Origin of the sequence: Vibrio sp. 1731 (assembly GCF_033339955.1) — a bacterium.
GTDB lineage: Bacteria > Pseudomonadota > Gammaproteobacteria > Enterobacterales > Vibrionaceae > Vibrio > Vibrio alginolyticus.
Genome location: NZ_JAWOVO010000013.1, coordinates 68153 through 82140, shown reverse-complemented (window position 1 = coordinate 82140; position 13988 = coordinate 68153). Strand labels below are relative to the sequence as shown.

General features: G+C 44.0%; 11 protein-coding genes and 1 pseudogene. 7 read left to right on the top strand and 5 right to left on the bottom strand.

The window, feature by feature from the left end; all coding sequences use genetic code 11:
* Positions 1-121 precede the first annotated feature (121 nt).
* From R7035_RS15705 to R7035_RS15695, 3 genes are all read left to right on the top strand, one after another.
* The gene (locus R7035_RS15705) at positions 122-856 is read left to right on the top strand and encodes an IclR family transcriptional regulator (protein ID WP_053307814.1); all 735 of its coding nucleotides are present in this window, start codon (positions 122-124) and stop codon (positions 854-856) included.
* A gap of 6 nt (positions 857-862) precedes the next feature.
* Complete coding sequence (locus R7035_RS15700) at positions 863-1702, top strand: arginase (protein ID WP_005375657.1); 840 nt, start codon at positions 863-865, stop codon at positions 1700-1702.
* 307 nt (positions 1703-2009) lie between these two features.
* Positions 2010-5036, top strand: a complete 3027-nt coding sequence (locus tag R7035_RS15695; protein ID WP_262651399.1) for a DUF6701 domain-containing protein — start codon at positions 2010-2012, stop codon at positions 5034-5036.
* A 64-nt stretch (positions 5037-5100) separates the two neighbouring features.
* Here R7035_RS15695 and R7035_RS15690 read toward each other — a convergent pair whose 3' ends face one another.
* From R7035_RS15690 to pcp, 4 genes are all read right to left on the bottom strand, one after another.
* Positions 5101-6393, bottom strand: a complete 1293-nt coding sequence (locus R7035_RS15690; protein WP_005375652.1) for a DEAD/DEAH box helicase — start codon at positions 6391-6393, stop codon at positions 5101-5103.
* A 170-nt stretch (positions 6394-6563) separates the two neighbouring features.
* Positions 6564-7550: a GTP-binding protein gene (locus R7035_RS15685; protein WP_318146193.1), complete on the bottom strand. Its 987-nt coding sequence runs from the start codon at positions 7548-7550 to the stop codon at positions 6564-6566.
* Between the two features lie 63 nt (positions 7551-7613).
* Entirely contained in the window at positions 7614-7877 is a 264-nt protein-coding gene (locus tag R7035_RS15680; protein ID WP_053303741.1) for a hypothetical protein, read from the bottom strand.
* Positions 7878-8074: 197 nt separating this feature from the next.
* Positions 8075-8713 carry a pyroglutamyl-peptidase I gene (pcp, locus tag R7035_RS15675; protein ID WP_318146192.1) on the bottom strand — a complete coding sequence of 213 codons (639 nt, stop codon included), beginning with the start codon at positions 8711-8713 and terminating at the stop codon, positions 8075-8077.
* A 289-nt stretch (positions 8714-9002) separates the two neighbouring features.
* On the opposite strand from pcp, the gene R7035_RS15670 reads away from it, so the two are divergent.
* The 4 genes and pseudogenes from R7035_RS15670 (at position 9003) to trpB (ending at position 12060) form a co-directional block, all read left to right on the top strand.
* The gene (locus tag R7035_RS15670) at positions 9003-9251 is read left to right on the top strand and encodes a hypothetical protein (RefSeq protein ID WP_005375646.1); all 249 of its coding nucleotides are present in this window, start codon (positions 9003-9005) and stop codon (positions 9249-9251) included.
* Positions 9252-9557: 306 nt separating this feature from the next.
* On the top strand, positions 9558-9770 hold the full coding sequence (locus R7035_RS15665) for a cold-shock protein (RefSeq protein WP_005375644.1): 213 nt from the start codon (positions 9558-9560) through the stop codon (positions 9768-9770).
* A 359-nt stretch (positions 9771-10129) separates the two neighbouring features.
* A pseudogene (locus R7035_RS15660) lies at positions 10130-10436 on the top strand (S1 RNA-binding domain-containing protein); the annotation flags it as partial.
* Between the two features lie 400 nt (positions 10437-10836).
* Positions 10837-12060 (top strand): tryptophan synthase subunit beta, encoded by a 1224-nt coding sequence (gene trpB / locus R7035_RS15655; protein WP_005375643.1) that lies wholly within the window; start codon positions 10837-10839, stop codon positions 12058-12060.
* A 131-nt stretch (positions 12061-12191) separates the two neighbouring features.
* Here trpB and R7035_RS15650 read toward each other — a convergent pair whose 3' ends face one another.
* Positions 12192-13649, bottom strand: coding sequence for a DUF3360 domain-containing protein (locus R7035_RS15650; RefSeq protein ID WP_053303744.1), 1458 nt, complete (start codon positions 13647-13649; stop codon positions 12192-12194).
* Positions 13650-13988: the final 339 nt, after the last annotated feature.

Sequence of the window (13988 nt, the reverse complement as noted above, 5' to 3'; positions counted from 1 at the left end):
GCGAAAGTCTTTACCGGTCTGTTTCTCATCATGTAAGAATTACCCATTAAAATTATTTTTCTTTTCTCAGTAATTAAGAATTATATTTGTCGTAACTCCTACAACACGTTACAACACTCTCATGACGACAAACAAAGCTAATGCTAACCAGGTAAACGAAAAATCACTGCAGTTGTTAATGCAAGTTGCAGTTAGTCCGTTCCCAGTTTCTGCGAAAGCGCTAAGCGAGCAATTGAACGTTCCTTTAAGCAGCCTTTACCGACACTTAAAACTGCTTAAAGAGTGGAACTTGATCGAAGAAAGCGTTCACGACAAGACATTTGTCGTTGGTCCAGCGGCATTATTACTCATGCACAGCTATGAGACCGCGCAACATGGGCTCGACATGGTCGAAACCATACTGGCTAGGTTGGTACAACAAACCGGGGAAATGGCCGCTTATATGGTACCAGCTGGTTATCGTGCGCTTTGTGTCAGACAGAAAGAAAGTATGCAGGCGCTGCGTTGCAGCTTCGTCCAGGGTCAAAGTCAACCTCTGCTGCGCGGTGCCTCATCTAAAGTGATGCTCGCTTTTATGCCTCAAAGTCGATGCGAGAAAATCTTGAGATATTTTAATCAAGATCACCGACGCGACGAGTGGGAAAAAGAGCTCACAACCATCCGTAAACACGGATATGCCGTCAGTACTTCTGAGATTGACCCTGGTGTGTCAGGTATTAGCGCACCGGTAATGAAAGGAAGCAAACTGATTGGCGCAGTCTCGGTAATGGCTCCGGCCCACCGAGTCGAAAAGGATAAGCAGCGCATTATTTTACATGTACTGCAAGCGGCAAGGGCACTACCACCAGAAAGGTAATTCATCATGTTAAGCTTTTTCAAACGCTATAAACTCCATCACACAGTGAAACAGCCGCAACATTACCCTTTTTCTTTTATGACAGTGTGTGAGTATTTGCCACCCATGTCTAAGGGCGCGTTTGAATTAGCTGATCAAAGTTTGGAAAATGCTAGTGATTGGCTTTACCAACAACATGATCATGAAACCGCTGAAAACTATGGGCACTTCAACCACGACAAACTGGAGAATGGCGAGTTTCAGGAAGCGTTAAGTCTTTCGCTTTCTCGCCACTCAATTCCCGTTTTAGTCACTAACTGTACCGAGGCAATCTTGTCCATGTTACCTGTGGTCGTATCCTATCGAGACGAAGTGGGTGTCGTAAATATCGGGCATAACATGAACTTGAAGCCGACACTTGAGCCACGCTTAGGCTCTGCATTCCATTTTGCTCTTTCTCGCTATCAAAACGTACGATTGTTTTTTGCTGGCGTCAGTGAGCAAGAGACGAAGCAGGAAACGTGGGAATACGCGGAGGATCAAGGTTGTGATTGGGTGACCGAGAAAGAGTTTTCTTTTCGTCATCGCAATAACGTTAAGCAACAGATCGGCAATTACCTAGACCACTGCGACCAAATAATCATTAGCATCGACCTTGGATCTCTAAAAACCAAAAACAGCCTTGATGGCGCGTCAGAAATTGATATCCAAATGGTTCTACGCACGATTAGGCAATGTTTGGTTGCAGGTAAAGTGCGAGCAATTCAGCTCGTTGGCGATCGAGATTGTCTGGTGTATTCGAGACAAACGAAAGCCATACTAGAAGAGTTATATCAGATGGCCCCACTCATCGTTCACGCTGCCTAGCGTTATAAACATTCAGAATCAGGATCGCGTCCTTCCTGATTCTGAACCAACATGCTTACTCATTATCCTTAACTAACAAATAGTTACACATATAAAGCGACACACATCACACTTACCTCTTGAACTAACCTGACACTTACGTTGTAATAAGGCCGCTAAACTTTGGTATGACATACGAAATAAAAATTAACCAAAGTTCAATAACTAAGCGGCTTCAAAACAAAAAAGTACCGCAGCTATTCCAATTTCAGTGAGCATTTGCTCACGCTCGCTTGATGCCATCTTGTTCCACTCATTAGGACATTTGATGATGCGTCTTTGCAGTATTTTCACTGCGGTTCTTTTTTTACCGCTAACCTCACACGCCACCACTTATGACGTAAAAGATCTATCTGAGTTAGGTCAACTTTGCTCACACAAGAGTTTTAGTATCGAAAGCGATGGCACGACTTATCGCTGTACAGGGAAACTAGTCCTACCCGCTGGTGATAAAATTGTCTCCTCATTACCGGAAAAAGAGATAACATTAAAAGCAGATTATGGAATTGTGTTAGAGGGGAATAATACAATTGGTGAACCCAATAAACGTATCTCTCTACACGCCCTCGCTACCGGATTAACGGTTAACAATGAGAAAGCATCAAACCTCGACGATTACCAAAACAAGCACACTGTTATCTATGGTGATCTTCTATCGGCTTATCCAACAAAGCTGCATAACGTTCTCATCGATGGGGATATAGAGCTAACAGGTGAGGCCCTTCATATTAATGGTGAGTACAACACCATTATTGGTGACATTTTGACTCACAGCACGACCAATATATTTAATACAAACATCTGTGGTAAGGTCGAATCACAAGGCGAAACACTACACCTAAAAACAAGCCATCCTTTACAAGACCATTTTGTCGTCGGTGATGTTTCTGCGCACAAATCTCTGATTATAAAAGATATGTCGATCTATGGTACGGCTGAATCTGTAGGATCGTCAGCTACATTAAGTGGCTCATTCTATAGTCCCACCGCAGCAATTAAATACTTCCAAACATTGAACTTCAACAACGCTCCAAATCAGCCTAGTCAAGTTTGTGGTGAAATCCAACAAACGCCAGGAAGTGCACAAACGAAAGCACAAGACAACAAATACACGCAATACTGTGGATTGGGCGAGGCTGATTGTCACTACTCTTCCCAAGTCTGTCCAATCACCCCTCAAGATGTTCCGAATTGCAGCATGCAGCCTCCATCGGAGAACGACTTAAACCTCAGCGTCACACCATCGGACGACATGGCACTGATGTGCGGCGACGATCTTCCGCAATTTACAGCAACAACAACCAATAATGGAGAAGTTGTAAGCGCAGAAGTCAGTGCTGTCCTATCACACCCTGACTTGTTCACTTTAGAGGTGGTTAAAGGTCAGCAGACATTAGGAGCAAACCAATTTATATCTGACGAGAATGGTGAACTTGTTGTTCGAGTGGTCCCGAACGATATTGATACCATCGCGTTAGGTACTAACTACACGCTGACTTTCACTATGGCGAAAGACACGAGCAAGCATCAAACTGTTAGCTTTATGTTTACACCATTTATGTTTGAGGCCTACTCAAAGGCGAAAAGCACCGCTTTAAACGAAATACACGTTATTGCAGGTAAGCCAGAAAACGTGCATACGCGATTACTTGCTTGTGCCACCACCGGCGAACCTGTAGTAGCAAGCAACTACAATGGTACGCCTAAAGTTTTTCATCCATTGGTTCAACCATTAGGAGGAAGTGAAGGAAACTTTAGCTATTCAGCAAAGTTTGAAGATGGCTTGTCTGAACATGGCCTTATCACGAACGAATCCGGCATATTTGAAGTGACACTGTCCGATCATTTTGAATGTGAGGGATTTGAAGAGTGCCCAGAAAAAGGCAAAGTGGAAGTGAGAGGAACATTTAATGTGCACTCGCGACCATGGACACTCGCTATTTGTGACAACCAACGTGCTTTGCCTTCTGGCACCTCTGAACAAGGAGAAGGGTTTCTTGCTGCCGGAGAACTTTTCTCTCTAACGGTGAAACCAATCATTTGGCAACCTGACGGCTCTGTAAGTGGGTCTGTTGAATCAGCACGCTATTGTGATGCTTCTATCACCCGTAATTTTACGCTTGATGACGCTCCAGCAGCATCGGTTGTCTTGTCGAGTGAGCAACATACGCCATCAGAGACAGCGAACCAAACCTCAAAATTGCTAAAAAGTAGTGACTCACTGGCTCAGGCGCATAATTCAGCCAAGAATGATCAATTCTTCTTTAATGGATTATATTGGGAAGAAGTCGGGAGCTTGAGAGTAAAAGCAAACCTAGAAAGTAAATATCTAGGTATGACTGTGAACGAAGGCTATCGTTACGTTGGTCGTTTTTACCCAAAATATTTTCAAGTGCAAGACCAAGAATGGCACTACCCACATGGCCAAACTTTTGCTTACATGAATCAACCTTTTGAGAAAGTCACTTACGATGTTGTCGCACTCAATGCGAATAAGGAAAACGTGAAGAATTACGTCCACTTTTCGTCTAACCTTCAACAACATTTCGATTTAGGCGAGCTAAGCTCATACTCCGATCGGTTTTTGCCGCCTAAGCCTAAGAAGGTAGACTGGAAACTACTGGGTAGCGCGAGTGTTGGAACGTTTGTTATAGAGAAGCCCTCGACCAATGCGACTTGTAACAATAGCCCATGCTGGAAAAAGAACACGACAGATAAGCAATATCCTGATGGTCCATTCAATACCGAGACTAATAGTGACAGCAGCCAAATAGGTTTAGTCTCAGTAAAAGCCGTTGATGAGGTAAACTTCTTCGACGATAGCGAAGTGCTCACAAAACAACCAGACATTCGATTCGGTCGTTTGAACTTTCAAGATGTAGGTGGCAACCAAGGCATGGTGATCAAAGTGCCACTTGATGTGGAAATTTGGCAAAACGGTCGATTTACGACTAACTTCGATGACAGCTCAACAACGGCGAATGGTGAATATTACTTCAGCACGCCAATTTGGTCGCATGCGCCTGCAAACAACGCCCTGCTTTCTGGCCTTGGAACGATGAGTATCGGCAGGATAACCGATATCGTTGCAAGCCAAATTGACTCAGCGCGCGAGCAAATACAATTCCACCTAGATTTAGACAGCTCAGGCAATCGCATCCCTTGGCTAAAATACGATTGGGATAGCTCTACAAGTGAAGAGGAAAACCCACCCGTCATTGTTACGTTTGGTATTCACCGAGGAAACGATCGCATTATTTATCGTGGTGAACCGAATATGCTTGGCCTAAATTAACGCGAAACGACAAAACAAAAAGAGCCCCTCAATTGAGGGGCTCTTTTCACACAGACTGTGTAATTTACTTTGCGCCACGACGCGCTTTCAGGCGCTTCACCATAGCAAGACGACGCTCTGCCGACCCCTGGTCTGTTGCCGACTGGTTCGGGTTATTACGACGACCTTGACGATTCTTAAACGCTGGTTTTGAGTGCAGCTTTTCAATGTAAGATTCACGCTGTTTTGGTTCATAGCCTGCAAGCTCAATACGGCGAATTCGCTGCTGGATTAGATTTTCAACCTGAACAACCGTGAGCTCTTCATCTCGGTTTACAAATGAAACGGCATGACCTTGTTTACCTGCACGGCCTGTACGACCAATTCGGTGAACGTAATCTTCCGCTAGAAAAGGCATGTCATAGTTCACAACGTGAGGTAAATCTTCAATATCTAGACCTCGAGCAGCGACATCGGTAGCCACCATGACACGTGCTTTACCGGACTTGAACTCTTCTAACGCACGACGACGAGCACTTTGAGCACGGTCACCATGACAAACCACCGCTTTGATACCATCAAGTTTCAGCTCTTTTACCACTTCGTTTGCGGTCTCTTTGTAGTTCACAAATACCAACACTTGTTTCCAGTTCTTACGACCAATCAGCTCCGAAAGCAGTTCCGTTTTTCGCTCTTGATCAACTGGATATAACACGTGAGCAACTGTCTGTGCTGTCGTATTCGCTCGCTCAACTTCAATACGCTTAGGCTTACGCAGGATATCTTTTGCTAACAGATTTAGTTGGCTCGAAGTCGTTGCGGAAAACATCATAATTTGCGGATCAGTATCCACATCTAGCATGATCTTACGTACTGCGTGAATAAAGCCCATGTCCAAGATACGGTCTGCTTCATCAAACACTAAAAACTCTAAGTGTGCGACCGAGACATTACCTTGTTCAATGTGCTCTTCCAATCGACCTGGTGTAGCCACTAGGATATCTACACCGTTTTCTAATGCCGTTACTTGAGAAGACATTTTACGGCCACCGAAAATCGCAGCCACCGACAGGTTCGTGTACTTCGTGTAAGCTTTGATGTTGTCAGCAATTTGTTCAGCAAGCTCACGAGTTGGAGCCAAGATAAGTGCGCGAGCAGTCTTACGAGAAGCGCTACGGTTACTGTCTAGCAGCTGCTGAATCATAGGCAGAGAAAACGCAGCCGTTTTACCAGTACCTGTTTGTGCTGTAGCGAAAATATCATGGCCTTTGCGAGCCATTGGAATCGCCTTCTGTTGAATTGGCGTTAACTTTTCATAACCGCATTCTGCCAGTGCTTTAACCACTTCTGGCGCAAAACCTTGAGATGAAAATGACATTGAGCGTATTCCTTAAACAAACCACTAAAAATAGCTTTAAAAATTTAGCCGTGCACTATACCCGAATTTGAGTGATTTATCTCACTTTTCTCATTGAAATCCTACAAAAGAAAAAACGGTGAGCACAGATATATCAGTGGTTCACCGTTTTCGTTTAACCTTTGCGCAATTTAATGTTTGATGCCAGATAACTGAAGGAGAATTCGCTCAAGCTCATCCCATGGCAACAGCTGAGAATCTATCACTTCTAATCGTGATTCAAAGCCTTCTAAGCTGATTTCATTCACCGACACGACTCGGTTGGCAACATTAAACGCGTAACAACCTTGATCCGTATTGACCACTGCTTTAACACGCTCTGCGGTCAAGTCCGAAAGCATAGAGAAAAGCTTTTCAAAATCAAACTTATACTCTGCCCCAAACAACCACCCACAACTAAAATAACCCTGCCCTTCGTTCTCTTTGCGCACAAAGGCTTCACCAGGCGCCAACTGGAATTGAGGCTCTTGATGAGCGTGGTCATGATGATGTGACTCGATATGGGAAGAAGCGCTGCCGTAAACCCGTTCAATATCCAAGACTTCTATCGGCAACTCACCGTCATGAATAAGCTTACTGAATACTTTTGAAGGGGATTGGCCCGTCACCCAGTCATTAAACACATCAAGGTCGTGGCTGGAACATAGGTCAACCTTACTACCAATAACCACATCTGCACTGTCTAACTGGTCCACGAAGTTTTGGTTAGAAAGATACTTTTCATCACTTAAGTTACGCGGATCAACCAAGGCAATCGTCGCTTTAAGATCAACGTAAGGTTCATACTGCTGTGAGGTAAGCGTCGCGATAACCTGTTTTGGATGACCAAGGCCTGTCGGCTCAATCAATAAACGGTCCGGTTTTTGACGCAATAATGCGGTGATACCTACCGACATCGGCACACCCGCAGTGCAGCACATACAACCACCCGGCACTTCTTTAATCAGCGCTCCTTGGTCGGTCATCAATGCACCGTCGATGCCAATCTCACCAAATTCATTGACCAAAACCGCCCAGTTTTCTTTTTCCGGTTTGTTCTTCAGTAGATTTAAAATCGTGGTCGTTTTACCGACACCCAAAAATCCGGTCAGTATGTTGGTTGGTACTCGATTTGACATGCTTATCTCCGACACGTTAGTGCATTAATGCTCCAGCAAAGTATACGGAGAATGTGACTCGCTTCAACGCTTTTTATCGCACTCATCAAGCTCATTGCGTGATGCGTTGGCACACATTTTTCGAGCTTGTTTGGGTTGACTTATCAACTCTGAACGCTTCATATCGGACAAGTACCTACCGGTATAAATAACGCAAGTAAAAAACGCGATAATAGCGACTACGATGGGAAGAACTCCGAGCGTGTTTTCGAATTTAAGCGCAGCAATAGCCAACGCGAAAACAACGACAGAGATAAGTGCGATTGACTTACTTTTGTTGCTTTTCATAATAACTCGCCTTTCGTAAAGTTAGCCCCTAACACCTCCTGTACTAGAGGAATGCCAGTTTGAACAACATCCAACCTGACTATTCAATGCTACTCCTTTCGCTACTTGTGAAATTTGACAAAGCTAACATTTACTACAACATCAAACGACGAGCTTATTATTATCTTTCAGACACTTACTGGATTTTAAAACACTTACTAGAAAATCGTTCCACCGCTTACCAGGATATCGCTATCATTGGCAATACAAACTTGCGCCACCAGCCTTAGCCCTTCGACTATCATGTCCAAAGACATAGAAGGCTGACTGCCATCTACTGCTTGTTCTGGCAATAATGGGATATGAACAAACCCATGACGAATAGGTTTGTCTTTTAGATAATGTTGGATGCCATAAAAAAGGTGGTTACATACAAATGTTCCGGCACTGTTGGAAATCTGGCTAGGTATCCCCTGCTTTTGCAGCGTTTGAACAACACGCTTTATCGGCAGCGTCGAGAAGTAAGCATCAGGACCATCGGCCACCACGGGTTCATCAATCGGCTGATGACCAGCGTTATCTGGAATACGAAAATCATCGACATTAATTGCGACACGCTCTGGGGTTATCGCGCTACGCCCGGCCGCTTGCCCTACAGTAATCACACAGTCTGGCTGGTGCGCTTCTATTGCTTCAATAACGACTTTCACCGAGTCATATCGAACTACGGGGACTGGGCAAGTAACTATCACACCGCCTTTTATGGCCGCAGCCTCTAATTGCTTGACCGCTTCTAAGGCGGGGTTAATGGCGTCACCACCAAAAGGTTCAAAACCGGTAATCAGGACTTTCTTCATAACAGCCTTTAGGAAAAGAGTTTTACAAATTATTGCACTCCCCTTTACCCCATCCAATAGCAAAAGTATTGATGAGATAAACCAGACAACATTATGTGACTCATGTCTAGCCAGAGAGTGTTTTCTGCCTCATTGAATCTAGGCAAGTTCCGGACTATCGAGACTAACTTATTGATGATTAGTGGCAGGGCAAGGTTCTCTCATTACATGACGCACGTAGAAGCTTGGTTTCCACGCTTAACTTAGGTAGAGTACGCGACCGCAATGCAATTCGAAGAGATTGAATACAATGAATATTGATAACCATGTAATCGAAACGATTGAAGAGTTAGAGGCATTTCTGCATTTAGTAGAAAGCGGCGCTCTTGGCCTTGAAGGTGTCACTGGCGTTGCGCTAGCCACCTCTAATACCGATGGTCGTCCATTTGTTGCCGTATTAGGAGAAAAGCACCAATTGCTCCTCGGTCGCTGGGTTTCGCAGCACGTATATGACAATGGTAAAGACATCGTTCGTAACGGCCCAACCAGAAAACACTAAGCGCTCGACGCCACCTATAACATCACGCCGTCTTATACACCAAGCGTATGCTTTGAAAGCAATGCGCTTGGTGTACTCAAAAAATAAAAAAGAAAAGGCTAGCCTTTATTAATTTTGTCGGTATACTGCACATCAGCTCTTACGGAAAGAGCTATTAATGTAATTAAAGATCAAAGTTTCTCTCAGTTCCACATCGAATTCCTCGTTTACGTTCCTGCGACAAAATAGTTATCTCTAAAATCATATAGTAGCACTTGATATTAGCTAAAAATTCAATATTTAAAACAATCAAATATAGAGGTATCTATGTCTAATAAATTAACTGGTTCAGTAAAATGGTTCAACGAAACTAAAGGTTTTGGTTTTATTTCTCAAGACAATGGCGGTGATGACGTATTCGTTCACTTCCGTTCTATTGTTTCTGAAGGCTTCAAAACTCTTACTGAAGGCCAAAAAGTATCGTTCGTTGTTGAACAAGGTAACAAAGGTTTACAAGCAGCTGAAGTAACTGCTCTGTAATTCTTTGTGTGGCATCAATGTTGTTGGTGCCACAATCCCCTTCCACTTATTACTGCCCTTACTATTCTCTATCTAAGTTTATATACCCAAATCACTTACCTCTCCCACACCATCATTAATCACTTTCAATAAAGTCACTTTGGTATACATCTTTAGGTAATCACACAACCTACCTTGCAATTCCAGTTTGGAATTAAATTAATCTCATTCATATCTGAATCACTTCGCCTCATGCTTTGCTCATAAAAATAAAGTTTATAAAATAAAAGCGATTGGCGAATATAAGAGAAAAAATGAAATTAAATATATCTGCTCAATCAATAAATTCTAATAACTACGAGCACATAATCCCTAGCTGAGAGGTTGAGTCAGCACTGAAATGTCATTACATGAAGCCATTTATCGGACAACACTTCATAGGGACAGCGTGTGGAGTCACACACTTCGGGGTATTTGTTGAGTTAGAGGAACCGAACCGAAGGTCTCATTCCTTTATCAAGTTTCCAAAATGGTGAGTTCGAATTTGATGCAGTCAAACAAAAAATTTCCAGCCAGAGCGCCACGTTTACTTTAGGAGCTAAAGTGCACGTGTTGGTTAAAGACGCCGATTCGAGACAAAGAAAGATCATGTCCAACTTAAAAGACGCGGAACACGCGGTAGGTTAGCCTGTTTTAGGTTACTTTCTAATCCATTAATCAAAAATAAAAAATAAGCTTTTAATACCGCAATTAACTTGTGACATTTCGCTGACATCGACTCATTCTAAAACCCTAATATCTGACAAAGGAAACGAATCTAATTTTTGTTTCCAGACACCATCGCAGAGTGTATTTCCAGCATTCTGTTTGCCTCGAGAGGTTCTTATGACAGCCTAGGATCTCTCGAGGCTTTTTTGCATCTATTCAAACCACCTGATTCTACATCACAACTATTGTCCCCTACACAAGTTGTACTTTTTAACTAGTGCACTAGATCGCGAACTCTGATTTAAGCAACTGATCACACAACCACTTCTAAATTTTGGGTATAAAAGTATCAATACTTTCGTTAACTAGGATGTAAATAATGAAAAACTCGTTTGATCTCACTATGCCCAACGAAGAAGGATACTTTGGTGAATACGGTGGTAGCTTTGTTCCACCTGAGCTTGAACAAATCATGCATGACATCAACGCAGCTTATGAGGAATGCAGCAAAGATCCTGAATTTAAAGCGGAACTCGCTCGCCTGTATAAGCACTTTGTTGGACGACCTAGCCCAATCTTCCATGCGGAAAACTTGTCTAAAAAATACGGAGCAGACATCTACCTAAAGCGCGAAGACTTAAACCATACAGGCGCACATAAAATTAACCACTGCTTAGGGGAAGCCATTCTCGCTAAAAAGATGGGTAAGAAGAAACTAATTGCAGAAACTGGCGCAGGGCAACACGGTGTTGCGCTTGCTACAGCCGCGGCATTGGTTGGCTTGAAATGCGACATTTACATGGGTGAAGTTGATATCGCCAAAGAACATCCGAATGTCGTCCGCATGAGAATCCTTGGTGCTAATGTCATTCCTGCCACTCATGGGCGCAAAACCCTCAAAGAAGCGGTAGATTCTGCATTCGAAGCTTATCTGAAAGATCCTGATACACAACTTTATGCGATAGGCTCTGTCGTTGGCCCTCACCCATTCCCTAAAATGGTGAGAGATTTCCAATCAATTATCGGTAACGAAGCACGAGTTCAATTCAAAGAAATGACCGGCAAGTTACCCAATAATCTCGTCGCATGCGTTGGAGGTGGTTCTAACGCGATGGGGCTATTTACTGCTTTCTTAGAGGATGAACAAGTCGCCATTCACGGCGTTGAACCTGCGGGCCGCTCTTTGCAAAAGGTTGGCGAGCATGCTGCAACACTCACACTCGGTGAGCCAGGTATCATGCACGGATTTAAGTCTTACATGCTTAAAGATGCGCAAGGCGAACCTCAGGAAGTGTACTCTGTAGCAAGTGGCTTGGATTACCCATCGGTTGGGCCTCAGCATAGTTACTTAAAAGACATTGGCCGTGTCAATTACGGCTCAATCAGTGATGACGAAGCGATTGATGCCTTCTTTGAGCTGTCTCGTGAAGAGGGAATAATCCCTGCTATTGAATCCTCACACGCTGTCGCTTACGCAATTAAACTCGCACAGCAAGGAGAAACCGGCTCGATTTTGATCAACTTATCAGGCCGTGGTGACAAAGACATTGATTTTGTCGTTGAACACTACGGCGCAAAATACGGCATTGAATCACTCATATAGCCTAACTCCGTAGCCTAACCCTACATGCAAAAAGCTACCTGGTACTAGGTAGCTTTTTGTTTTTGTCTACTATTTTAAGAAGCAAGTCCCTTTACTCACTGCTCTCACTATACCTTTAGAGCATAATTCGATTAACCGATAAGAGCTGGAATGCCTGGAAGCTGACCAACAATAGCAAGGGAGCCTGCACATACGATAAACGCAGTGCCAGGAATCAGATATTTATCTTTGCGCGATAGTTCGTTAGCACGCTCATGGTCGCCGATAAGCCCGAGGTTATCCAACAGCATCGTGATTGCCCAACCGAAGACTGGATTAACGAATGCACAGGCAAAAATACAGATACCTGCACTGAGTGAATCTTTATGCTTATGGATCATCTGCATACCCGCTTCAAGGAGTGGTAAGAATACACCCACAATCAAAGCAACGCGCAGAACAGGTTCCCACATTGCTAGATCCATTGGGTAGCCAATTACCGCCGCCGCAATACACATGAAACCCGTCAACAGAGCGCCACCTGGAATAGGACGCTTGGCAATTGCGGCAGGAATCATGTACGTTCCCCAAGAAGAAGCTAGGTTTCCGCCCCCTAAGAGTGAACCAACCCCCTGACGAACAGATGCTCCGACCATCGTGTCGTCGACATCCATGAGTACACCTTTCGCTTCTTTTGGGTAGTTAAGTTCTTGAAACACACGATGGCCGAGATAATCAGGGGACCACATAGCGACTGCCAGTAGAGCAAATGGAGTCACGGCAATAAAGTGCTCTAGGGTTGGCCAGCCTAGCTGCCAGCCTGTATCTTCCCCCCACCAGTAGAATGGACTGAAATTAGGTAGGCCCGGTTCTGTGGTAAAAGCAAACTCAGCGCCCATCAAATAAGCAACAATACCCGCGAGTGCAGAGCACAATGGGATAGCGAGCCAACGTTTATTGATCTTGGCTAAGTAAGCGTAAACCATAACGGTTAGGCCTATGACCACAAACGAAATGTAACCTTGGTCCGTACTTGCAGCCCACGCTTCCGTCTTATTAATTTGCCCGAGCAACCCAACGGCACCAAGGTAGATCAACAACCCTCCTCGAACCCCGATACCAGTAAGAGTCATGAGTTTAGAGCCACCTTTGGTTAAGGCGAGAATTAACCCAAAAACACACACCATCAAACCTAGCGCGAGAGGGTGCCCTCCTGCAGCTGCAATCATAGGAATCAGCGGTATCATTGGTCCATGGGTTCCCGCTAAGTTTGCATTCGGGTTTAGGATGGCAGAAAACAGGATGACGAACAGGGCTCCAGCGATAAGTAATTCGTAACGCACGTTTTCTGCAATGAATTCCGGAGATAAACCAAACTGAGCAGCAAAAGCGGAAACCATGGCAGTGACCATAACCACTTTACCAATGGTTGCTGCTAATGCCGGTACCCAGTCTTCGATTTCAATACTGTAATCACGTGAAGGCAAATGAATTCCCCAGCGACGGAAACTCATGACGGTTAAATCATGATTTAGAAAGTCTTCTCGGCTTTCAAATTCATGCGGTTTTTTGCGCACATCCCTGTAAAAAGTCTTACTTTTGTCAGACATTGAGTCATCCTTTTATGTTTCAACGTTGAACTACGTCAACTAGAGTTTCGCTTGGTAGACAGGCCTTCGACCAATACGAGACAACACCCACATCAAACTTCTAGGCCATACTAAGAAAGCGGCATGAACCAATTTTGATTTTGAGCTTATTAAGCATGTGTTGCTATGGGTAGGAATATTAGACATTAGTAAAAGAACAACAAAAATCTCACTTATTACACAATAATTTAACATCGAGCTGGGACGCTTGAACTTTTAAGAGTCATTTTTGAGCAGAGAGCCAAGTAGAGCGGCCAATTCCGATTTATACTTTCAAGGTAGAGAGCACTGTGCTCGCAT